The sequence below is a fragment of the Desulfoconvexum algidum genome (assembly GCF_055382125.1).
This window is the reverse complement of the sequence record NZ_AP042394.1, coordinates 5,615,322-5,639,394: the sequence shown is the minus strand read 5'-3', so window position 1 is coordinate 5,639,394 and position 24,073 is coordinate 5,615,322. Positions and strand designations below refer to the sequence as shown.

Annotated in this window: 21 protein-coding genes; 10 read left to right on the top strand and 11 right to left on the bottom strand. The window is 46.8% G+C overall.

The genetic code is table 11. The features are described 5' to 3' along the window. Positions 1-37: 37 nt before the first annotated feature. From ACZ45G_RS25455 to ACZ45G_RS25420, 8 genes are all read right to left on the bottom strand, one after another. Positions 38-2,182 carry an aldehyde ferredoxin oxidoreductase N-terminal domain-containing protein gene (locus ACZ45G_RS25455; RefSeq protein ID WP_464173385.1) on the bottom strand — a complete coding sequence of 715 codons (2,145 nt, stop codon included), beginning with the start codon at positions 2,180-2,182 and terminating at the stop codon, positions 38-40. 14 nt (positions 2,183-2,196) lie between these two features. Beyond that, positions 2,197-2,748, bottom strand: coding sequence for a 4Fe-4S dicluster domain-containing protein (locus ACZ45G_RS25450; RefSeq protein ID WP_464173384.1), 552 nt, complete (start codon positions 2,746-2,748; stop codon positions 2,197-2,199). 398 nt (positions 2,749-3,146) lie between these two features. Then, positions 3,147-4,181, bottom strand: coding sequence for a zinc-binding dehydrogenase (locus ACZ45G_RS25445; RefSeq protein ID WP_464180015.1), 1,035 nt, complete (start codon positions 4,179-4,181; stop codon positions 3,147-3,149). A 58-nt stretch (positions 4,182-4,239) separates the two neighbouring features. Then, a complete protein-coding gene (locus tag ACZ45G_RS25440) occupies positions 4,240-4,920 on the bottom strand; it encodes a response regulator transcription factor (protein ID WP_464173382.1) in 681 nt (226 codons plus the stop codon). Between the two features lie 4 nt (positions 4,921-4,924). Next, positions 4,925-6,424, bottom strand: coding sequence for a PAS domain-containing sensor histidine kinase (locus ACZ45G_RS25435; RefSeq protein ID WP_464173381.1), 1,500 nt, complete (start codon positions 6,422-6,424; stop codon positions 4,925-4,927). Positions 6,425-6,671: 247 nt separating this feature from the next. Continuing rightward, positions 6,672-7,556 carry an IF-2B domain-containing protein gene (locus tag ACZ45G_RS25430; RefSeq protein ID WP_464173380.1) on the bottom strand — a complete coding sequence of 295 codons (885 nt, stop codon included), beginning with the start codon at positions 7,554-7,556 and terminating at the stop codon, positions 6,672-6,674. After that, complete coding sequence (locus ACZ45G_RS25425; RefSeq protein WP_464173378.1) at positions 7,553-8,857, bottom strand: ArsB/NhaD family transporter; 1,305 nt, start codon at positions 8,855-8,857, stop codon at positions 7,553-7,555. Before ACZ45G_RS25425 ends, ACZ45G_RS25430 begins: the two co-directional genes overlap by 4 nt. A 269-nt stretch (positions 8,858-9,126) precedes the next feature. After that, entirely contained in the window at positions 9,127-10,086 is a 960-nt protein-coding gene (locus ACZ45G_RS25420) for an ATP-grasp domain-containing protein (protein WP_464173377.1), read from the bottom strand. A 229-nt stretch (positions 10,087-10,315) separates the two neighbouring features. Between ACZ45G_RS25420 and ACZ45G_RS25415 the strand changes: the two genes are divergently transcribed. After that, complete coding sequence (locus ACZ45G_RS25415; protein WP_464173376.1) at positions 10,316-10,996, top strand: hypothetical protein; 681 nt, start codon at positions 10,316-10,318, stop codon at positions 10,994-10,996. A gap of 151 nt (positions 10,997-11,147) precedes the next feature. Further along, positions 11,148-12,368: an aminotransferase class I/II-fold pyridoxal phosphate-dependent enzyme gene (locus ACZ45G_RS25410; RefSeq protein WP_464173374.1), complete on the top strand. Its 1,221-nt coding sequence runs from the start codon at positions 11,148-11,150 to the stop codon at positions 12,366-12,368. Between the two features lie 153 nt (positions 12,369-12,521). Here ACZ45G_RS25410 and ACZ45G_RS25405 read toward each other — a convergent pair whose 3' ends face one another. From ACZ45G_RS25405 to ACZ45G_RS25395, 3 genes are read right to left on the bottom strand one after another with little or no spacing between them, the layout of a single operon-like run. Next, the gene (locus ACZ45G_RS25405; RefSeq protein ID WP_464173373.1) at positions 12,522-14,270 is read right to left on the bottom strand and encodes a long-chain-fatty-acid--CoA ligase; all 1,749 of its coding nucleotides are present in this window, start codon (positions 14,268-14,270) and stop codon (positions 12,522-12,524) included. 25 nt (positions 14,271-14,295) lie between these two features. Continuing rightward, positions 14,296-15,363 carry a 4Fe-4S binding protein gene (locus tag ACZ45G_RS25400; RefSeq protein ID WP_464173372.1) on the bottom strand — a complete coding sequence of 356 codons (1,068 nt, stop codon included), beginning with the start codon at positions 15,361-15,363 and terminating at the stop codon, positions 14,296-14,298. 52 nt (positions 15,364-15,415) lie between these two features. Then, positions 15,416-16,525 carry a 4Fe-4S binding protein gene (locus ACZ45G_RS25395; RefSeq protein WP_464173371.1) on the bottom strand — a complete coding sequence of 370 codons (1,110 nt, stop codon included), beginning with the start codon at positions 16,523-16,525 and terminating at the stop codon, positions 15,416-15,418. A 155-nt stretch (positions 16,526-16,680) separates the two neighbouring features. Here ACZ45G_RS25395 and ACZ45G_RS25390 point away from each other — a divergent pair, with 155 nt between their 5' ends. From ACZ45G_RS25390 to ACZ45G_RS25355, 8 genes are all read left to right on the top strand, one after another. Next, positions 16,681-17,316, top strand: coding sequence for a TetR/AcrR family transcriptional regulator (locus ACZ45G_RS25390; RefSeq protein WP_464173369.1), 636 nt, complete (start codon positions 16,681-16,683; stop codon positions 17,314-17,316). A gap of 200 nt (positions 17,317-17,516) precedes the next feature. Next, a complete protein-coding gene (locus tag ACZ45G_RS25385; protein WP_464173368.1) occupies positions 17,517-18,230 on the top strand; it encodes an enoyl-CoA hydratase in 714 nt (237 codons plus the stop codon). Between the two features lie 168 nt (positions 18,231-18,398). After that, on the top strand, positions 18,399-19,400 hold the full coding sequence (locus tag ACZ45G_RS25380; protein ID WP_464173367.1) for an aminoglycoside phosphotransferase family protein: 1,002 nt from the start codon (positions 18,399-18,401) through the stop codon (positions 19,398-19,400). Continuing rightward, positions 19,385-20,368 (top strand): ABC transporter ATP-binding protein, encoded by a 984-nt coding sequence (locus ACZ45G_RS25375; protein ID WP_464173365.1) that lies wholly within the window; start codon positions 19,385-19,387, stop codon positions 20,366-20,368. Before ACZ45G_RS25380 ends, ACZ45G_RS25375 begins: the two co-directional genes overlap by 16 nt. Before the next feature lie 63 nt (positions 20,369-20,431). Continuing rightward, on the top strand, positions 20,432-21,640 hold the full coding sequence (locus ACZ45G_RS25370) for an ABC transporter substrate-binding protein (protein WP_464173364.1): 1,209 nt from the start codon (positions 20,432-20,434) through the stop codon (positions 21,638-21,640). An 11-nt stretch (positions 21,641-21,651) separates the two neighbouring features. Next, complete coding sequence (locus ACZ45G_RS25365) at positions 21,652-22,503, top strand: ABC transporter permease (protein WP_464173363.1); 852 nt, start codon at positions 21,652-21,654, stop codon at positions 22,501-22,503. Then, positions 22,500-23,282 (top strand): ABC transporter permease, encoded by a 783-nt coding sequence (locus ACZ45G_RS25360; RefSeq protein ID WP_464173361.1) that lies wholly within the window; start codon positions 22,500-22,502, stop codon positions 23,280-23,282. The genes ACZ45G_RS25365 and ACZ45G_RS25360 overlap by 4 nt, the downstream gene beginning before the upstream one ends. 408 nt (positions 23,283-23,690) lie before the next feature. After that, positions 23,691-23,891: a hypothetical protein gene (locus ACZ45G_RS25355; protein ID WP_464173360.1), complete on the top strand. Its 201-nt coding sequence runs from the start codon at positions 23,691-23,693 to the stop codon at positions 23,889-23,891. Positions 23,892-24,073 lie beyond the last annotated feature (182 nt).

The window sequence follows — 24,073 nt, the reverse complement described above, 5'->3', positions numbered from 1 at the left end:
ACGTGCCGCTGGTGGTGTGAAAAGGGATATTTTCATATTAGGCAGGCAGTTTAAATGCTCTGGTTTCAAAGTTTTTTATAACATCGGACATTCCAAGTTTTTCTAAGGTTGAGCGTTTGGGAAGGCCTGTCTGTGTATCCCAGCCAAAAAGCTTATAGTACTCAACCTTTGTTTCTTCAAATAATTTTTTACTCAACGGAGGATGAGGCTCAGCTGCCGGTGGATGGGGAGCTAACAATCTGGTTTCAGAAGGTATAAAAAAATGATCCGGAAGTTGATCATGCTCTTTTCTCAGGTTGACCGCCTTACCACCTCCCCACTCCATCGCGGTTATAAGCCTGTGCAAGTTCCAGATTCTGGCAGCCCTTTTATCCAGATCTTCCTGGGTCGTCTTTTCACCAGTGACCAATTCGAAGAGCTGATGCTCCACCGATACGTCGCCGGCATATCCTCTGTCCTTGCGTCCACTGGTCATGATGGGAAATGCCCAGTCACAGACAGGGATGCTGTCCTTAATGCAGGCCCTGTCATGAATAAATTTGGCAAGGACGGCATTTGCATGAGCAGATTTTTTTCCGTTCCATGTGAGTGAAAGATTGCGTGCCCGAAATATATCGCTGAGACCATTGTCAGCCACTTCATCTCCCCATATTTTTTTCCCAATGGGCAGTGCCTGCTCAAATGAAAGTCCTGTCCATTCCAACAGGTTTGTCATGGAATGCCTGTTGGGGTCTCTGTTTTCCATTGCAAAATTGACCGCCCAATAGTAACCATACGTCCTGGGATCATAGTGAGCAGACATGCCTCTGCCACCATTGCCGCCAACAACTCCGCCCATGATACCTTCCATGTTTTCGAAATCTTGAACCTTGACCGCAATTTTTTTCATGCCAAGTTCGTTTAATTTGGCGTGGATGATGTCCACGGCTCTGCGGAAACCCTCAGCCAAGCTGTCACCCAAAAAGCTCTGACGATAGACGATCATATTTATAAGGGTTTCCAGCCCGGCCGCATTCAGTTTGCCCTTGGGCGGATAGTGACCCTCTTCCAGGCCAGCCTGGAGTTTTGAGCTAACCAGATCCTTGTCGCGCATGTGCTGAAGAATACTTTTGCCATCAACAACCGTATCCTGCAGGTACCAGACAAACTGGATCATGGGGAACATTTCAAATGTATCTACACCCAGTTTATTTGCCAGTTGATTGGCAAGAAAGGTGGCCTTATCAGTGTTGCCCATCCACGAATAGAACCACTGGGTGCAACTGACTGCACCCGCACCCATTCCTTTAATATTCATGTAGGAATAACACCCCTGGGGACAGGCGTAACAAGATTGTGATTTGATGTGGTATTCATTCAGCCACGGCGCACAGCTCTTGGTTTGATCGAAACGCAATGCCTGGCTGTTAATATCAGAGGGATCAATGTGCTTTTCAGTCCAGCTCAAGGCTCCCGTGGACAGCGGTGTAGAGCCAAGCGGCCCCGGCTGGAATTTGCGGACACTTTTTACATACTGGATGAGTTCTTTTTTCTGTGCAACTTTTACCCCGTTTGTTCCTCTTATTGAAATAGCCTTGAGGTTTTTGGAACCCATGACTGCACCGAATCCACCCTGACCTGCTGCATTGCCGATTCGGTGAAGAATTGGAGCAATTCTGACAAGGTTTTCACCAGAAGGTCCGATCACTGCAATTTGGACCTTTTCGTCTTTCAACTCTTCTTTTATTTTATCCTGTGCCTCGAAGGTATCAAGCCCCCACAGGGAATTGGCGTCTTTTATTTCAACTTTATCATCGTTAACAGATATATAAACCGGTTTTTCAGCCTTTCCCTGGACGATGATGGCATCATAACCCGCAAACTTGAGTTCTGCGCCCCAGTAACCGCCAAAACCGCTTCTGGTAACCAGAGGTTTTTTCGATTCGGGTGCATATACATGCGGAGAAATTGATATAACCTCGGATCGTCCCGAGCATGGTGCTATGCTGCCGACCATTGGGCCAGCAGCAAATATGATCCTGTTTTCCGGGCTAAATGGTTCGGCTGTGGGCGCCTCGTCGAAAATAACCTTGAAGCCAATGCCGATACCACCTGTATAATCAATATATTTAGATGTTTCTTCCTTGGTAATAATGCCACTATCCAAATCTACTCTTAATATTTTTCCAGTCCAACCGTTCATATTAGAATTCCTTTTTATCTAAGCTCTATATACTTGATCGCATTAGCAGGGCAAAATTCAACACATTGAGGATCTCCACCACAAAGATCGCATTTAGAGTATTTGTCTGTGCTTTTATTGTATACGATCATATCCCAGGGACATGCTGCCAGGCATTCTCCACAACCTACGCATTTGTCTGGGTTGATGATTCTTGCACCGGTTTTTTTATCGATGACAAGGGCATCATACTCGCAAGCCAGGTAGCAGTCCGCCATGTTGCATTGTTTGCATACATCCGGCATCACGGCAATCATGGCCAGTGTTTTATAGGGATCATATGTAGTTTTAATTCTGCTTAGCGCAGGGTTACATTCCCCGTCATGGGTCAGGGAACAGATGATTTCACATGTCCTGCAACCTACGCATTGAGTTGGATCTATGGTCAGCCACGCTTTGGAGTTTGGTAATTCTTCAGGCGTGATTCCCCGGTTATAATGTTTCGGATTGAAATTTTTTGGCGCTGCGATAGCCATGCCGACGGCCATGGATCCTGCAGCAGCCTGTACGCCGAAAAACTTAAGCATCGTTCTCCGACTAATTTTTCTATCTTTCCTTGGCAAAGTTTCTTCTTCGTGTTCTAACTCTGTTGTTTTTTTGCCTAACACATTTTTTAGTTTCTCCGTGAATTTTTTTTTCACAAGTTACCTCCCGTTCTGATAAATATTTTTGTCGAATCTAAAAACAAAATTCGACTCATTTTTTGGAACTACCGGAAATAAAAAATGGACCCTGCAGATAGATATATCGTGAGGGGGGTCTTTGTATATCCGGGAAGGTACTCATTTATTTAAAAAGGGGTTTGTACTTTATTCGGGAGTATTTCCCTATTTTAAACAAGGGGAAAATCCCGCGAAACGCTTAAAAAACAAAAAGAATAATAAAGGTTTACAGGACGCAATTTTGGAAAAGGGATGGAATTGTGTTAAAAAACAATTAGCGGCTTGATCATATTGTCCTCTTTGGTCCCCATCATCTCAAATGCCTTATCCAGTTCGTGGAATTTAAATTTATGGGTTGTCAGTTTTGTCGGATCAATCCGTTTCATCTCGATCAGTTTTAATAATCGTTGCATTCTATCCCTTCCGCCGGGACAGAGTACGCTGCGAATTGTAAGCGCCTTCATTTCAACGCTGCGAGGGGTATTGAGGACGTCAATTGTGGGACCGTCGCTATGAATGCCCAAATTGACAATGTTGCCACCGGAGCGAGTAACACGAACACAGGAATCTAAAGCCATTTGTGATCCAATCGCTTCCAGTGATGCGTCCACGCCGATGCCGTTGGTAATATCCAGGATTTCTTCATCCGGATCGACTTCCGTAAAATTGAGGGTGATATCGGCACCGAAAAATTTTGAGAGCTCCAGCCGATTAGGCCGCTTATCCACGGCAATGATGGTTGCTGCTCCTAAAAGACGGGCGGCCGCAGTGGCCATAAGTCCCACCGGACCTTGAGCAAAGATAGCAACGCTTCCGCCAATGGGAATTCTGGCCTCCTCAATACCTTTAAAGCCGATTGACATCATATCTGTGGTATAGCATGCAGCCTCATCTGAAACCGAATCGGGAATAAGGGCTAAATTAGCATCCGCATCATTAACATGAAAATATTCTGCAAAGCTTCCGTCTTTTGAGTGAGACATTTTCCAACCGCCCATCAATCCATTGCATTGCGATGTGTGCCCTCTTTGACAAGCATGGCAACGAAAACAGGGTGTGGTGGCATTGACAGCCACCCGCTGACCCTTTTCCAGCGTTCTGACGGCGGTGCCTACTTCGTGGACGATTCCCACGGCCTCGTGGCCCAGTGTGATATTGGGCAGTGTTCCTAATGTTCCGGCCACTAAATGGCAATCTGTAGTGCAGACCAATGCAACTGTCGTTTTTATAATCGCGTCATTGGGTCCCGGCACCGGGATCGGTTTTTCCATAAATCCCGTTCCACCGAGTCCAAACATCACAAAGGCCTTCATAGTTTGGATGTTCGTATTTGCACTCACTCAGATTGACTCCGTTCTAATTAATATTAATTATTCCTAATTTGGCAGCGTATTTTACCAGATCAACGAGGCTGTCCATTTCTAATTTTTCCATTATTTTTGTACGGTGGTTTTCTACGGTTTTTGGGCTGATGAATAGCTTGGGACCAATTTCCTTGGATGAGAGTCCTTTGGCCACAAGCCGCATGACCTCCTGCTCCCGGCGGGTCAGCCGGTCATAGTGTCCTTCCGATAAAGAAGGACGTTTATCTTTTTGTTCCAATATGAATTGAACAATCTCGTCCAAAGCCTGGTAATCGAAAAAATAGTTTCCCCGGGTGACGGTATCTAATGCACCCAGCAGCTTGTCGGGTGTGGTGTCTTTCAGGAGATATCCACAAGCGCCGGCCTGAATTGCGGCAATTATATAATCCATTTTGGAATGCATACTTATCACGACAACCTTTACTTTGGGAAGTTGCTCTATAAGTAATCGCGTTCCCTCTATCCCATTGATACCGGGCATGGCGATATCCATCACCACAAGATCAGGCTTAAGTTCAAGTGCTTTTGCAAGTGCCTCTTCAATCATTCCGGCTTCCCCAACTACCTTGAATGATGGGCTCTGTTCAATCAAGCCTTTCAAGCCTTCCCGAAATAAGGTGTGATCATCTACCAGGAGAATCCTTTGAGTCTGGTCGGAATAGTTCGTTTTCATTCTACTAATTCCCATAATAGGGGATATCGAAAATAAGGGTCGTACTGACCTTTTCCTTGGATTCGATATTCATTTGTCCGTTTAATAACGCGACCCGCTCTTTCATACTCCAAATCCCCATGCATCCTTTTTCGGTTACTGTTTCTGTCAACTTGTCCGTATCAAATCCTATGCCGTTGTCTTCGATACGTAGAATAATATTAGGATAGGAATAGACCATCCGAATATTAGCCATCGTGGCCTGTGCATGTTTTGCAATGTTGTTCAGGCTTTCCTGTACGAGGCGATAAATCGCAATTTTTATATCAAAATTAAGATCCAGAGAGTCGATTCCCGCAGTCGTAAAATCAACCTTAAAACCATAAATTTGTGAAATATTTTTGCACAAGTTGTGAGTTGTTTTTGATATTCCTAACGTTTCAAGACCGGTAGGATGAATATTAAAAACCATCTTACGAACATCCGCAAAAATTTTCTGCAGGGAATCCAGAAGTTCCGAAGTTTCCACGGAAAATTTTTCATCCGGCAGCGCCTGTTTTAAAAAACTCGACAACTGAATATTGAACGAATATAGATTCTGAGCCAGTTCATCGTGTAGATTCCTGGCGATACGGCTCCGTTCGACTTCCTGCGCCCTGATGAGTTTTTGAGAGAGTTTTTGAATTCGTTTCTCGGTTTTTTTCCGCGTTGATATATTTCGGATATAGCTGATGGTGCCCGGCACTTGATTGTCGGCATCCACAAAAAGTGAACTTGAAATTAACAAAGGGACAACCGACCCGTCTGGAATACGGGCCTCTATTTCATAATTGGATGCCGGGGCATGCTCCAATATAATTTTAAACATATCGGCATCCTGATGGGGATGGTTTTTCATAATATCGCTGATAAAACGCCCAATCAACTCCTGGCGTTTTTCATGAAACAATAATTCGGCACCCCTGTTGACCAGAGTGATAACACCTTTATCATTCGTAACGATGATGGCATCGATGCAGCTTTCAAGGATACTTTCCAGGTAGCCTTTTGAACCGATGAGATCCTTCATTTCGGTTACATCACGCACGATACCCTCAATTGCTTTGGGTGTGCCATTCCCATCGCACATAACAACCCAACGATCATGCATCCATCTGACACTTCCATCACCCGCTATATATCGATATTCTATTTCACTTCCTTTTGTTTGGTGTGATAAAGCGGCTTTAATTCTCTCCTTAAGTTTGAATCGATCTTCAGGCAGTATTTTTGTTATGACCGAGTCAGTGGTCACGATATCCTTACAGGGGTGTCCAAACATTTTTATAAAGGAAGGATTTGTATATACATATTTGTTTATAGAAAGATTTAGTGTGTATATGCCGTCCTGGGTCCGATTGGAAAGGCTGTAAAATCTCTGTTTTGTTTCTTTTAGTGCTTCGTTCTTTTCTTTGTATAGCTGATATTCTCTTGCCAGAACATCATATTTATTTTGTAGCTCATCGTGGGATGTTTTTCGGTACATTGATTAGCTCGTTGGATAGGTTGGTTTGAAGAAAAATGTATTCGATGTTTTGTTATTTTTCATTTTTTCACATTCAATGGTAAGGACGCCTGTTTTTTTATAATCGCTATTTGATTTTATCCATTTGTTAAGGAACCATCTTATATAAAATAATAAGTTATTTTTTGTCAACAGTATAAAAAACATTGAGCAAAATAAGGGTATGGATCAGTTTAAATATTTTGTCCAGCTGAACAGCTCGAGCCTGTCAGACAGGGTAGGTCCCTTTTTGTATTTCACCGGTTTCAGTGATAATGTGATCAATAAGTTCCAGATCCACAAGGTCGTGGGAATGAGTGGTCATATTAAAATTCATATTGGCACTATAGGTTTGTTCCTGCTCCTCATAGATCTCCTGGTGGGTTGAATCCCTGTGGGAATAGTGCAGGCTGTTGGCAAACAAATGCACACAAATCTTATTGAGATGACAGAGGCTTACGGTTCCTGCTGTACCGGTCGGGGCCACTATCTTATGATCAGAGGTGATGGTCAGGGCGCCGACAAACATTTTATTGGCCCCCTCAATGTAGTGGCTCAGGTTTTGGGCCGGGGCCACGATGTGTTCAATGCCGGCATCCCTGAGAGCGCGGACCGTTTGACGGGTCCTTTCTGGATTGTGTTCAAGGATGATGACTTTGAAGCACCGGTTTAATTTCTTCTTGGCCTGGACAAGAATGGTTGTCACCACGGAACTGGCTGAGTGGACAATGATCACATCTTTGTCGTTAATGTAATTCAGGCCGTTTTCCGTTACCCGGGCAGCATTGCTCTGGAACAGTTCGATCTTTTTTTGAAGGATCTCAATGGTTTTTTGCCGACGTGTTTCCAGGTCCATATCAGACGTAAGGCTTTCCTGCATTTCATTTTCAAATTGTTCCAGAAGATGCATCAGGGGAATAATATTGGGCTGGGAATTTTTTAAGGCATTGGCAAGTTCAAAATAAAGGGGCAGTGTTTCTTTCTTGGTACATTTTAATTGCCGTATGGATTCAATAAAACTGTTTAAGGACAAAATTGTCATTGTGGCAATGCCGTGAACGTTGCCAAGCTCTCTGAGCAGTTTGTACATGGTTTTATTGTTTTTATTAATCATAGGGATAACCATAAATAGGATGTAAGGAACACTGACGCTATGATCAGTGTAATGATTGTAATTGTCGCACTTGCTTTCATGAACTCAAGAAAACTGATATGCACATTTGCCTGTTTGGCCATGCCAACGGAGACAATATTGGCAGACGCTCCGATCATGGTCAGGTTGCCTCCGAAACATGCTCCCAGTGCCAGCGCCCACCATAGGATGTTGTTGGGAATGGGCGTTGCTTCCAGCATGAGCCTTACAATGGGAATCATGGTGATGGTAAAGGGAATGTTGTCAAGAAATCCTGAAACAATCCCAGAGACCCAGAGCACTGTCAACACCATTACATAGGGATTATCTCCGATTTTCAGGAAGATGTTTTGGGCCAGCCATTCAATGACACCCTTGTGCTCCAGGACACCGACCAGGATAAAGAGTCCGGCAAAAAACAGCAGGGTGCTCCATTCCACCTCCTCCATCATCTGTTCAACATTCACTCCGGAGATGGTAAAAAGGATCATGGCCATGAAAACCGCCACCACACCCGGCGACATTTTGGTGATGGTCTGGGTAACAAAGAGCAGAATGGCTATGGCCAGGCAGGAGAGGCCCTTGACCATGATTTTTTTGTCAATTTTGGTATTGAGAAATTCGATCCGGATTTTTTCAAGGAGCAGCTGAACACTGAAAAGCTTGGCCAGGTTGCTGTCAATGGGTTTAAATTTTTCCCGGTTGGTTAACCATATATATAACAAGGTGACGATAAGTGAGATGATGACAGGTATGGTCAGGTTGACAATGAACTGGTTAAAGGTCAATCCAACCTTGGAACCGATAATGATATTGGGGGGATCTCCGATCAGGGTGGCTGTTCCGCCGATATTGGAGATGATGGCCTGGCTGATGACATAAATCTTGGGATCCAGCCCCATTCCCCTTGTCAGCTCAATAATGATGGGAATGATGATGAGTACGGTGGTGACATTATCCAGAAATGCCGACAATACGGCAGTAACAATGGAAAAAAGAATCAAAATTTTAATCGGACTGCCCTTGGTCAGGGACGCAATCTTAACGGAAATAATGGAAAAAAGGCCTGATTTCCTGAGTACGGCAACAATGGACATCATTCCCAGCAGCAGCATGATGGTCTCAAAATCGATCAACGCTGCAGCTTCATGCTCAGGCACAACATGGAGTATCAACAATACCATGACCCCCAGGAGTGCTGATACAGCTTTGTTGACCAGTTCAAGGGTTATTGCCACATAAACAATTAAAAATACAACTATAGGTATTAACGCGCCTTCCATAGACCGGTCCTTTATTTTAAAACGCTCACTCGGTCCTGGTTTTGGCTTCAGGTGGGGAGAAAAGCAGTTATGATTACGGGGTTATTTAGCAGGTATAAAAAGAGTCCCCTTCGTTAAACAGTTAGCCTTTTTCCTTATTTTTATAAATAGGCAAGATCAAAATTAAAAAACGATTTATTCTACAAAAAAAACAGTGTTGTTGCAACGCCAAAATTTAATAGTTCACATGAAACTGACAATGAGTTCATGCGTGGTGGATGGTTTTGTAATCAAGGGTAAGCTGACTTTTTCTGGTAGGTATCCTTTATGTAGTCGACAAATCGTTGTTCCGGGGAAAATCCGAGCAGGGTCTGTCCATTGGAGACAAAATTTGAGTAGGGGTTGAAATCATAAAAACACGGTCTCCCGGTTTTGGTGTCCATGAGATATTCGACACCGCCAAGATCGGCATTGGCACTTTGTATGATGGATATAACCTGTGCAACAATTGTTTCATCGGCTTCAAAGGTCTGAATACGGGCTTCCTGGTTGAGGGCACAATGGTCAAAGGATGCAGCTTTAGCCTCCGGCGCCCGGGTGACGGAGCAGCCGTCTGCAGCACAATAGTTAAAGGTATGGGCCATCATTTTTTGTTTAATGCTATAAAAAAGACGGTTACCCAGAATTTCAATCCGGTAAACATATCCATCGGAATGGATGTATTCTTGAACCAGACCTGTGCCGTCAATACCCAAATCAACCTTGCCTGATTTAACAGCGGTTTCCAATTCATTATAGCTGTCATATCTGGCAATTCCGCTTCCGGAACCACCGATATTGGGTTTGATAATGAGAGGGAACCCAATTGATTCAGCGGCTTTCAGAATATCTTGGGCCTGATAGACGGCAACTGCCTGGGGGCAATGGAGTCCCAGTTTTGAGAACAGGCCGTTTTGAAGCGCTTTGGAGGCACCGGCAAAGTGAGCCTGACTACCGTTGACAATGGTGACCCCCATGGTCTCCAGCCAGTTCAGGTAATGGAGCGTGTGGAAAACAACCGATGGATTTCTTCCCGAAGACGGCATCATATTAACACGATTGACAGCGAAATCAAAATTGGGACGCTCTATATCCGGGCGGAAAGAAAGGTCTGCAACATTGATCAATTTCAAATCAATACCATTGGATCTAAATGTTTCAATCAAGGCATCCGACCAGGTCGGATGTTCATATAAAAGCGCTATACTCATAAGATTCCTTTTTGTTTTATTTGGCTGTTTTCCAGGTCATTCCCTTAAACTCCAGAAGAATTCTGAAAAGACAATTTAAAAATGTATCGTTATCACAACCGTTAACCAATATCAATTATGATGGTCCGGCCCTTGTTCTTTAATGGCGTTCGGGTTATTTTATAGTTCATCACCTTTAATGCAAGGCTGAAAAAACAAGCGACCGCCTAAATCCGATGGGAGACAACATGTGATTGATTCAATTTTTGTAAAACAAAAAGCTATGAAACTGGGCGCTGATATTTGCAATATCGCTGCGGTGGACAGATTTAAAGACGCACCCAAAGGATTTCATCCCCAAGATATTTATCCTGAATGCCAGTCTGTCGTGGTCTTTTTATCGCATTTTCCTTTAAGCTCTCTTGAATGCAAGTCATTAGCACCCTATACCTTTATCAGAAATATGATGGTAAAAAAAATTGAAGACATCACCTTTAGGCTCTGTGATGAACTTGAACAGGCAGGCGCGCCTGCCAATCCAATTCCCTGTGATGAGCCCTATGAATACTGGGATGATGAAAAAAAACATGGAAGAGGTATTTTATCTTTAAAACATGCTGGAATGTTGGCAGGCCTTGGAACAATCGGTAAGAACACATTGCTGATCAATAAACAGTTCGGAAATATGATGTGGATCGGTGCCGTGCTTACTTCAATAAAGCTTGAATCTGATCCAATGGTCGGTTATGAAGGATGTATTGACGGGTGCACACAATGCCTTGATGCCTGCCCGTGTGGCGCCCTTGATGGTACAACAATCATACAGAAGTCGTGCCGAGACGCCTCTTTTTCATGGTCCCCCGGCGGTGGTGCCATGTATGAGTGCAATGCCTGTCGAACCATCTGCCCAAACTGCACGGGTATTTTATAAGTCAGATGAGTCGCAAATGGGTGGGGCGATCCTGCTGGTGGTAGGAAAGGACTTCAGTAATTTTTTGAATGGTCTGTTCAAATTCTTCCTTATATTTGATAATTATTAATATAGGAAGATTCTAAATACAACCCGTCAAAGGAGGTGCCCTATGGAAATTTACAACCCAGAACAAGCATTGTTAAATGCCCGAAGAGAATTTGGAGAACACGGCGGTGTTGCCCCGTCCATTTCACGATCCGCCACATTCACGGTCATGCATCCTGGGACCATGCCGGAAATTTTCAGCGGTTTGAAAGGGCCGGAACAAGGCGGATGTTTTCTGTACAGCCGCCAATTTAATCCGACAGTGGATGTATTGTCACGGTACCTGGCCGCCATGGAAGGAACACAATCGGCCATTTGCACGGCCAGCGGGATGTCCGCGATATCCTGTGCCGTCATGCAGATCTGTAAAAGCGGGGATCACATTGTGGCCAGTGAAAGTATTTATGGGGGAACCCATGCCCTGTTTGAATCCCTTTTGCCCCAGATGAAAATCAAGACCACTTTTGTAGATATTACAAATCTTGAAGCCGTCAAGGCAGCCATCACCAAAGAAACAAAAATCATTTACACGGAAACCATGGGCAACCCGACCCTCAAGATTGCAGATATCCCGGCCCTCAAAAAAGAAGCACTCAAACACAATATCAAGCTGGTGGTAGACAATACGTTTTCACCCTTAATTTTCACGCCGAAGATTCTGGGGGCTGATGTGGTGGTGTATTCACTGACCAAGTATATCAACGGGGCCAGTGACCTGATCGCCGGCGCCATCTGTGGAGACCAGTCCTTTATTCAGGAGTTGATGGACCTTCATACCGGCCGGGTCATGCTGCTGGGGCCGACCATGGATCCTCGTGTGGCGTTTGACGTGCTTCAAAGGATCCCCCATTTGCCCATCCGGATGCGGGAACACAGTCGCAGAGGGCTGGCCATGGCTGAAATGCTTAAAAAAATGAAGGTGAAGGTTTCCTATCCGGGCCTGCCCGACCACCCCCAATATGAAAAAGCCAAGGAACTGGGGAATGACGGATACGGTGCAGGCGGTATTCTGGCCATTGACTGCGAGACGAGGGAGAAGGCCGAAGAACTCATGGAAGTCCTGCAGAATGAAGAATCTTTCGGCATGATCGCAGTGTCACTGGGGTATTTTGATACCCTGATCAGTTGTTCCGGTTCTTCAACCTCTTCGGAAATTGACATCGAAGACCAGCAAAAAATGGGATTATCTCCAGGGTTACTCAGGATCGCTTTGGGATATACGGGTGATCTGGAAACCCGTATGGAGCAGCTGAAAAGGGCCGTAAAAAAAGTTTTAAAGCGTTAAACCAGGCCGTGAATGATGGCTTTGGTTAAATCACGCCACTTTTTTGTCCATGGCCATCATCTGTTTAAAATTGGTTTCCAGGGGTACCTGGCAGGTCTAACCTGCCAGGGGTTTGGCCGCCTGGCCCATATTGCCGGACCTTTCGTTTTATGATCAGGGCTTTTGGCTTTCGCCTTCCAATTCCTCATCACGGAGCACTCGCCGCAGGATTTTGCCCACATTGGACATGGGAATTTCATCCCTGAATTCGATTTGGCGCGGTCGTTTGTACCCGGCCAGGTTTTCTTTGCAGAATGCCATGATTTCTTGTTCAGTTGCAGTTTCTCCCTCTTTAAGCTTAAGGTAGGCCTTGACCTGTTCTCCGCTTTTTTCGTGGGGGATACCGATGACGGCAGCCAGTTCCACCTTGGGGTGGGTAAACAGGATGTCTTCCACATCTCTTGGGTAGACATTGAAGCCCCCCACCAGGATCATATCTTTTTTCCGGTCTGTGATTACCACATACCCGTCCTCGTCTATGTGTCCGATATCGCCGGTGAGAAAATACCGGTTTCCGTCAATGAAGACAAAAGCGGTTTCATTGGCATCGGGCCGGTTCCAATATCCTTTCATGACCTGGGGGCCGCAGCCGGCAAGCTCACCGTCTTCTCCCCGGGGCATTTCTATTGTGGGGTCGTCAATATTCAGGATTTTCATGTCTGTTTCAGGCAGGGGAAAGCCGATGGAGCCGATTTTACGGGTGTCGGTGAAGGTGGGGTTGGCTGTCAGCGCCGGCGATGTTTCTGTCAGCCCATAGGCCTCAAAAATAATGGCACCGGTTTTGTCTTCAAAATCCCGGCAGACTTCAGGGGGAAGCGGGGCACCTCCTGAGATACATCCCATGAAAGAAGAAAGATCATATTTTTTTAAATCAGGGTGGTTGGCAAAGGCCACAAAGATGGTGGGAACCGCTGACATAAAGGTGGTCCGATATTTTTGCACGGACTGGAGTACTTCTGTAAATGGGGGGGTGCCAGCTCTTGGATCTGGAATACATACGATTTTGGCTCCGAGACGGCAGGCCACCAGCATGGCGCCGGTGAGGCCGAAACTGTGGTACCAGGGCAAAACACCCAGGATGCAGTGAAAATCGCCTTCTCGAAGGGTTTCGGGTTTCCCGCCCGGTTCCTGGATCAACCGGCACCATTCAAGGGAGGCCATGGTATTGTAAGTGAAATTGGTATGAACCAGCTCTGCACCCTTGGGAAGCCCTGTGGTCCCGCCCGTATACAGCATGATGGCGGTATCATTTTCAGGATCAATGGAAACATCCGGCGGATTGGGGGAGGCAGCGGCTACCACATCGTCAAGCATCAGGTGGCCGGGTTCAATGGTGTCCGCTTTGGGGATTTTGCCCAGAAGCCCGCCGATAAACCCTTTGAGCTTGGGCAGGTATGATTTGATATTGCAGACCACAACCGTTTCCACCCCGGTTCCCTTGACAGCCCCGGCAGTGCTTTTATAAAATTGGGGATGATCCATGCAAAAGACCATTTTGGCCTGGGAGTCATTGAGCTGGTGGTTGAGTTCCGGAGCGGTGTAAATGGGGTTGCAGTTGACCGCGATGGCGCCGGCTTTTAGGATGCCGAATAAAATTTCAGGAAACTGGGGCAGATTGGGCAGAAAGATCGCCACCTTATCTCCTTTTTTAATGCCCTTGCCAGCCAGAAAATTGGCAATCCGGTCTGCTGTATCCTTGACCTGGGCATATGTTTTGGATTTCCCTGCAAAAATGGTAAATACGTTGTCAGGATATTTTCGGGCAGAGTCGTCCAGAAATTGAAACAGGGGGAATTTGTAATCTTGTATGGTGCGGGATACGCCTTCGGGCCAAAACGGGGTTTGCCATTCCTGTAGGGTCATTGTTCCTCCTGGTATTAGATGTTGTTTATATTACGCCTCTTTTTTGTGCCATGGTCATCATCTGTTCAAGGCTGCTTTTTGGGGGGACCTGGTAGGTCTGTTCATCTTTTTGCTCAAGGACAATGGCCTCGGTGGGGCAGGTGGTGACGCAGAGACCGCAGCCGATACATCTGTCTCTATTCACCACAGCATGCACATCTTCATTGATGAAGATCGCATCCATCTGGCACCTTTCCAGGCAGGTTTCACACCCGGTACAAAGCGCCTCGTCCACCCTAGCATAATGGTTGGAAAAAACCAATTCCGCCGGTTTGGGATGACCCTTGAGAGAGGTTAACGGGCCGCAGCAGTCCCCGCAGCAATTGCACATGCCGCTGGGGTTCTGTGAGGTGGCCGGCTGGGTGATAAGTCCCGCGTCATGGGCCATGGTCAGGATTTCTCCGGCCTCTTTAATATCTATTTTGCGTCCCATGTCATGGTCCAGGTAGTATTGCCCCATGGACCCGAGCATGAAACAAACTTCGATCGGCTTTTCACAGGCGTTGCCGATGAGCCTGGCAGATTTCCGGCAGGAGCAGTCTGAGATAACGATGGGATCGGATTTTTCCAGAATTTGGATGGCATCTTCATAGGCTGCCACCTGGGTCCGGGTCTCCAATGATTTATGGACCGGAATCACCCGTAAAAAATCAGCCAGGGAAGAGGACAGGGCATCCTTGAACTCCTCATCCATATATTGGCGGACCATGGCGGCCAGTTCCCGGTCCATTTTGTTGATCTGAAATTCGAAAAGCCCGTGTACAAAGGGAATCGCTCCGTACCGGATCAGATCCCCTTTTTTAAGGGAAAAGAGCAGCCCTCTTTGGGCCATATCCGCCAGGATGCCGGATGTTTCCTCCGGGGATTTTCCAACTCTTGAAGAGACTTTATCGGGGGTTTCAAGCATGGGGCTCAGTTGAAGGAACATTTTGGCATCATCAATTGAAAACAATTTTTCCAGGATTTTGATTTCAATACCGGATTCAGTCTTTGGAAATCCCATTGAATACTGATCCAGCCTTTCTTGTAGTGTTCTGAAAATCGGGTTGCTCATTTTTTATCCTCCGGTATCAAATTGAAGACCCTCCCTGGGCCCTCTCTGTAATTTATGCCATTTCTTTGCTTGCGGCTGCGATGGCCATCCTTTCCTTTGCCATGCGGACACTCATCTCAATGGCATTGTCCGGGACATCCGGGAACACCGCATTTTCGACCATGGTGATGGCGTTCTGGGGGCAGGTTCCCACACACAGACCGCAGCCGATACAGCGGTCTGTATCCACTCGCTGGACAAATCTTTTTTTGGCGGCCGGGATATCAGTCTGAACGATGGCATCAATCTGGCATTTTTTCGAGCATTTTTTACAACCAATGCAGGCATCGGCATCAATGGCGGCATGGAAGGCAGCATGGACCTCTTGTGCAGGTTTGGGAAATTTGCCCAGATTCCGGAACAATTGACAAGAATCCTTGTCGCACATGCACATGTTGACAATCTCCTTGGAATTGGTGCTGAAAGGGACCAGGTTGGCCGCTTCGCATTCGTCAATTTTTTCCATGAGCTGATCCTGGGTCAGGGGCTTGCCGATCCCATTTTCAATATAGTACTGGGCCACCAGGCCGAAGGTCAGACAGGTCTCCAAGGGGCGGGTGACCTCGTTGCCCTTTTTGATCTGCTCCACCCGGCAGATACAGGGGGCTACGGCATAGGGGCCTTTTCCCGGCCCTTTGACCAGGTCACGGATCATGTCATAGCTTTTTACTGTATCTTTACCCGAGACAGAGGTTCCTACGGGCACCACCCTGAGCTGTTTGGTCTTCCGATTTTTCCAATGATGTTCAAACAGGCCTTCGTAAATATCATCTGCCAGTTCGGCCACTTCTTTGTCCACGGCATGGACATGCCATTCGTAGAGCCCCATGATGAAATTGGGATGGCGAAACAGGGCACCGTCGGGAGTGGTAATCCTGAACAGGCTTCCCTGGGATGCCATGGTCTGGATTTGTGTCACCGCTTCTTTCTCATCCATATCAAGGCGTGCGGCAATGGCCTGGGCGGTTTCCGGCATGGGGCCGATGCTCAAGGCAATCTGGGCCTGGAGGGGGGTATAAAATTTTTTCAACATTTTGATCTCAGCACCGGAATCAGTGGCCGGGTATCCGGCCGGCATACTGTCGATATGTTCCCGCAGCCGGGTATAGATTTCGTCTCCCATTTTTTTCTCCTTTGAATAATATTGTACAATCGTACAAATACTTCTCATGGGCCGCGCCCGGTGTCAACAGGTTTTTGTACAAGTGTATAAAAAAGTTGAATCCCGGCCGACCCTGTGATAGATTAGGCTATCCAAAATTGGAGAATGAACACGGAATGAAGAAAAAGAAAACAGATGCCAAACAGACCCGGCAGGCCATTCTGGATGCCGCCATCCATGTATTTGCCCAAAAATCATACACAGCAGCTTCAATCCGGATGATTGCAACCCAGGGCGGGGTTCCCCATGCCCTGATTCGGTATTATTTCTCCACCAAGGGAGACCTTTTTGATGCTGTCGCCCAAAGTATTTGTGCCGACCTTTACCAGGCTGCCAAAATGGCTGTTCTTGAGGTAAGGACTATGGACCGGGCCCATGGCTTTTCCCTCTATGTCACCAGGCTCATTGAGTTTTCACGTCAAAAACCCTGGACCTTCAGAATTTTATTGCTGAACCTTTCGGCTGAAACAGTGGAAACCGTTCCCGGAAGAACCCGGTTCATCGATACCGTGGAATCGGTCCGGGAACAGATGGCCGGCTCCCTGAAATTCAAGGCCTCCCATGAGGATCTCTGCCGCCTTACCGACAGTTTCAATGCCCTGTTGTTTTACTACCTGGGAACCCCGGAGAGCGCGGCCTGGCTTCTTCACCTGGATCCGGATTCAGATTCCTATTACCAATGGGTCCATCAGACCCTTGTGGATATTTTTCTTCCGGCCCTGGACGCTCTCTTCCAGGGAGGAGAAAAATAAAATGCTATATCTATACGTGACAATTGCCATCATTAGTATGACCTGTAAACAGGTATGGAACATACAGGCTCTCAAGCTATTGATCTGCTTTTTCCTCAATCTGAGCCCCCCCAGGAGAAAGGGGCCATTGGTGCGGCAGTCCTGGCCTCTCAGCTGGGTAATAATGACAAATAAAACAAGTGTTTGAATAGGAGAAACCCATGGACACACCTATCCTTTTTAATGTTGAAAACCAGGTGGCAGTGGTCACCTTGAACCGGCCGGAAAAACGAAATTCAATAAATCAAGCCTTGCTGACAGGGCTCTATGACGCCATCGAAAAGATTGAAGCATCCAAAACCATCCGGGTCGGCGTGATTACGGGGAAGGGGAAATCCTTTTGCGCCGGCATTGATCTGTCCGCCCTTGCAACGGAGAATCTTTTTGATCCAAGAGGCGACAAAAAGGACATGCCCGAAATTTTCTCAAATTGCACAAAGCCTTTGATCTGTGCCGTCAACGGCCATGCCATTACCGGAGGGTTTGAGATTGCCCTGAACTGTGATTTTATGATTGCCTCGGAAAATGCCTCTTTTGCCGACACCCATGCCAAAGTAGGAATCCATCCGGGGTGGGGGATGACCCAGCTGCTTCAGCAGGCCATCGGCCAGAGGCGGGCGCGGCAGATGTCATTTGGCTGTGAATTTATTTCTGCGGCCACAGCCCTTCAATGGGGACTTGTAAATGAAATGGTTCATCTTTCAATGCTGATGCCAAGAGCCCTGCAGATGGCCCATAATATCTGTAATGTGACTGCTGACCACCTTCAGACAATGAGACGCCTGATTAATGCACGAAACCAGACCACCATGGAAAAAGCACTTGCAAAGGAAAAGGAGGGGTTTGAAAAATTTATTGCCGGGCAAATGCAATGACGTCCCCCTTGCCTTGGGGAAATAGGATCTCTCCAAAATGAAATAACCTCCTTTCAAGTTCAAAGGACTCTTTTTTTCCGGGACATTGCCAGAACGGCTGATTTTTGTTACGGTTGGCTGCGGTATCCACTGTCCACATTGGGGTATTAACCATGGAAAGGCTGTTCTATGAAGCAAGAGGAAACCTACAGGCAGATTAAAGAGATCATTCTGGGCCGAGGCTGGCTTGAAACCGTGGAAAAGGTGTCGTTCCTGGCCGCCGGCGAGTACAATGAAAATTATGTGGTCGCATCCAAAGATCATCAATATGTCTTTCGCATTAACCACGGCAGTCAGCTCAATCAAACTAACCCACAAGATCAGATCCTCTATGAGTTCCATGTGCTACAGACGGTGGCGCCTTCGGGGGTTACCCCCGCTGTTTTTCAGGTGGCTTCGGATACGGCCCTGGGGGGAGTGTTGCTCATGGCCTTTATTGACGGCCGGCCCTTTGATTTTAAACGGGACCTTTCAACGGTGCCCAACATATTTGCCGCCATCCATTCCCTGCCGCTGCCCCTGAACCCTGAAACCGCTTTGGCCGGGGAGACCCTTCCCCCCCTGATCTGCCAGGCGGATCCAGTGGGGGATATTGCCCGTGAAAGTATTGGCCTCATCAATCGTTTTGCCAACCATCCCTTAAAAAAAGAAAAAACACGTCTTCAAGCATACCATGAACAAATATTAACCCTGGGGCAAACCCATGGGGATCTCTTTAAGCAAGAACCCCTTTGCATTGTCAACACAGAGGTCAACTCCGGCAACTTTATCATCCAGGAAAACAAGGGCTTTCTGGTGGATTGGGAAAAGGCAGTGATCTCCTGTCGGTACCAGGACCTTGCCCACTTTATCATTCCCACCACCACCCTGTGGAAGTCAGATTTCAGGTTTACCCCCGACCAGCGCATCCATTTTCTAAAACAGTATTACAACTTGATCTTGCCTGGGCTTTCCTTTGAAGCGCTGGAGTTTAAAACCACCCTCCTTGAAAAAACCATTCTGCTGCGGGCTTTAAGCTGGTGTCTCATGGCCTGGTATGAGTATACAGGCAGTCAGAGAACGCTGACCCATGACACCACCTTTAACAAGATCAAGAGCTACCTGGAGAACATTGAATGTTTTTTGAAGTAAAGCAATTGCACAAATCCTTTGAAGGGAAAAAATTGCTGAAAAATATTAATTTTACTGCGAACCAAGGCGAAATCATCTCGTTTGTGGGACCATCCGGCGTGGGCAAGACCACCCTTTTAAAGATCATTGCAGGGTTGGAAACCCCGGATTCCGGAGAGATCTTGTTCAACAACCGTCACAAGGAAAAAAACCCGGCGGTCATGGTGTTCCAGGATTTTTTGCTGTTTCCCAACATGACCGTGTTTGACAATGTCGCCTTTGGGCTGAGGGCCGCAAAAACCAATAAAATTCGCATCCGGGAACGGGTAATGGAGATGCTGGATTGCTTTCAGATCAAAGAGAAAATGGATCAATATCCCAAGGCATTGAGTGCCGGCCAGCAGCAGCGGGCGGCACTGGCCCGGGCCATGGTCATCAACCCTTCCATTTTGCTTTTGGATGAACCCTTTGCCAATCTGGATAAAAACCTCAAGGCGGAAACCGCCGCATTCATCCATAGCACCCAGAAGCGATTTGGCACCACCACCATTTCTGTCATGCACGACCAGGAAGAGGCCTTTCACATGTCCGACAAGATCGGGGTGATACTGGAAGGCAAGCTTGTTCAGTTTGATGCGGTGAGTAAGATTTTCCATGAACCCATTTCGATCAAGGCGGCTTCTTTTCTGGGCCAGGTCAACGTTGTGACCCCCAAGGCCATTGCCCATATTGACGTTGCCCTTGACATTGGCGAGAGGTTTGATTTTCATACATATCGCTATTATTTTCGTGCCGAAGCCGCCACCTTATCTGCCAATCCCCAGGGGAAATGGAAAATCAAAGAGATCGTTTTCTTTGGCACCACTATCCGGTATCATATCCAGAAAAATGGGTTAAATTTTCACATCAGCAGTCTGGGCAATCATTTAAAGACAGGAGAAAGGGTCGATCTTAGCATCCGTCGCATTCTCAAAGAGACTATAAAATAATGCTAAGTTTCATCACCGATCTCTCAATATTTTTTAATTATGGCGCACCATAAGGAGAAACAAATGAAAAAATGGGCAATGATTTTTTGTGGGGTTCTTTTCCTCTTTTCCTGCCAGGCGCAAAGCCCGGAGCAGGTCCCCTTAACCTATGACCAGGCCTTAAAGCAAGCCCGGGGCACCTCGGTGAACTTCTACATGTGGGGCGGATCAGCCACCATCAACGCCTGGGTGGACGGCTATGTGGCCCACTCTTTGAAAGACAAATTTGACATCACCTTGAACCGGGTTCCCATGGATGCGTCGGTGTTTGTGAACAAACTTCTCACGGAAAAACAGGCGGGCAAAAAGAAAGGCGCTATTGATCTCATGTGGATCAACGGAGAGAATTTTAAAAATGCCCGGGAAGCCGATCTTCTTCATGGACCGGTGGCCAATAAACTGCCCAGCGTCACCCAGTATATTGATGCAAAAAGTGTTGCCTTTGATTTCGGGTTTCCCGTTGAAAACTATGAAGTGCCCTATGGTAAGGCCCAGTTTGTCTTTATCTATGATGCGGCCAAAATCCCCACCCCGCCCAACAGCTTTGCATCGCTCAAAACCTGGATCATGGAAAATCCCGGAAAATTTACCTACCCCCAGCCTCCTGATTTCACGGGATCTGCCTTTATCCGCCAGGCGTTCTACGCCACCACCGGCGGCCATGAACAATATATGAACGGCTTTGACGAACAGCTCTATGTGGAAAAATCCAAGGATTTATGGGCATACCTTAAAGAGATAAAGCCCTATCTATGGCAAAAGGCAGCCGCCTATCCCAAGGATATCGCCGCCTTGGATTTGTTGTTTGAAAGGGGGGAGGTGTCCCTGAACATGTCCTATCACCAGGCCAACGCTTCCAGCAAGATCACGGAGGGAAAATATCCCGACACAGTCCGCACCTTTGTGATGAGCGGCGGGTCCATTTACAACACCCACTTCACCGCCATTGCCTTTAATGCCCCCAACATTGCCGGCGCCATGGTCACGGCTGATTTCCTGGCATCACCCGCCGCCCAACTGTCCAAAAACACCCCCAAAAACTGGGGAGATTTCACGGTGCTGGACATGGCAAAGCTGGATGATACATCAAAGAAAGCCTTTGCCAAACTGGACCTGGGTGTGGCCACTCTGCCCCTTGATGTGCTGAACCAGCATGGGGTGCCGGAGATTCCATCGGCCTATCTCTCCCGGCTTGAAGCCGACTGGCTGCGAATCATTTTGGGAAAAGAATAGTCCATCACCCCATGAAACCCTATTACAAACTGCTGCCGGCATTGCTGCCCTTTGTGCTGTTCTTTGCCGGCGGCATTGTTCTCACCGGACTCCAGTCCCTGGGGATGATGAATCCCCTTGTCCATTACACCTCCATGTGGACGGCGTACAAAATAGTCTTGACCCACAGTCACTTTCTGGTGTCAATCCTCTTTTCGTTTTATGTGGCCTTTGTCTCGTCCACCATTGCCACGGTTTTGGGCACCCTGCTTGCCTACACCATGTGGAAACTGCCCCTGGGACTGAAAAGCAAAACCGTAGTCTACAAGATCCCCCTGGTGCTGCCCCACATTGCCGTAGCCTTTATTACCATGATTTTTTTAAGCCGATCCGGTGTTTTCTCTTCCCTGTGTTACCACCTGGGGATCACAGCGACCATGGAAGAATTCCCCAACCTGATTTTCAGCCGCTACGGCGTGGGGGAGATCATCGCTTACAGCATCAAAGAGACCTCCTTTGTGGCGTTGATGGCCGTTTCCGTGTTGATGAAGTTTGACAAGCGCTACCTCCAGACCGCCCGGCAACTGGGGGCAGGAGAGATACGCATCTTTTTTTTTGTGGTGCTGCCCCACCTGAAAGAGACCTTGACCACCACGTTTCTGATTTTGTTTATTTACAGTTTTGGTGCCTTTGAAATTCCCTATATCCTGGGCAACAGTAGCCCTGGCATGCTCAGCTTGCAGGTATACGACTACTACTTCAAGCATGACCTGTCCCAACGGCCGGTGGCCATGGCGCTGCTGGTGATTCTGTTTTTGGTTTCCTCATTGTTGGCCTACCTTTATTTTAAAATAAGCAATAAGCTGGACAAGGGGGGGATGTGAACAGAGATCAACTCAAGGTGGCGGGGCTGTGGTTTTTGTTTTTGTTTCCCCTGGTGGTGTTGGTGATATACAGCTTTGCAGGGCGCTGGACCTTCCCCTCCCTGATACCCGACACCATGAACTTTCGCACCCTGACCTATTTTAAAGCCAATGGCTATAAGATTCTCACCCATTTGGGGTCCTCTTTTTTATACTCCATTGTGGCGGTGGTGCTGTCGGTGTGCTATTCCCTGGTGCCGGCGCAATTTTTAAGCCGGGCTGATTTCAAAGGGAAAAAGCTGGTGGAAAGCTTGCTGTTGGCGCCAGCGGTGCTGCCCGTCATGACCTTTTCTGTGGGCATTCATATCATTTTCATCCGACTGGGCCTTGCCGATACCCACTTCGGGGTGGCCTTAATTCTTTCGGTTTACAGCTATCCCTATATGTTGAGAGCCCTGATTTCCGGATATAAAACCATCCACCCCGATACCCTTGTGTGTGCCAGGAATTTGGGGGCAGGATTCTGGCAGATTCTCTGGGGAATTGAGATCCCCATGCTGCTGCCCGCCCTCACCGCCGGGGCTTCCATCGTGTTTCTGGTGGCATTTTCCGATTATTTTCTGGTCTTTCTCATTGGCGGGGGATCGGTGCCCTCCTATTCCGGGTATCTGTTTCCCTTTCTCAATTCGTCGGACTGGTCCCTGGCATCGGGATTAACCTTGCTTTTTATCCTGCTGCCGGTGTTTTTATTTGTGGTGCTGGACCTCACCGTGAACCGGCTTTATCGAAAATGGATATAGCACCCCAAGGGAACGAGCCGTTGGGGCCAAGGGGATACGGGGAAAAAATCCTACGCCACTTCCCACCATTGATGTCTATATCCAGTCTTTCAAGAGTACAGTTTTATCGCCTTATGTAACAATATGATTTAAAAGAGAATTAATCGATGTCCCTCTTTTGCGACTGCCCCTTTTTTGCGACAAGCCTTATGGTTTGCTGAAATTAATCTATGATTTCAGTTGGTCAATACATCCCAGACAATAAATTTGTCCTAAAATAGAGACAATCTGCCCTAAAATTCAAAAAGTAACGTTTTTTAACTAACTGAAATACAAGCATTTTTACTTTTTTATTGCTGGCACAAAACTTGTAATGTCTATACCTATAATTAAATAAATATTTTAATTCTGTAATAAAGGAGGCTCAAAATGGAGCAGATTATCACAGTTATCAAAGACGGCAAAAAGACCAAACCCATGAAAAAAACAATTCTAACCGCTTTATTATCCAACAGTCATAACGTCAAATCATACCCAGCCATCGGCTTTGTGCCATTCGATTTTTCATATCCAGAAGACATCTATCTGTATACTGTAAACGGTATTGAAATGGGGGTAATGGGATCATGAAACTAAAATCGTGCCCATTTTGTAAATCAAACAATCTCGTGGGAACCATGGGAGACCATTGGGTACACTGTTTAAATTGCACAAGATCATCCATTATGACGGCATCAAAAGAAGAAGCCGTCTATTCTTGAAACCGCAGAAAAAGCGATAAAAAAAATACGTGGGCTGGGTATGCAAGGCGG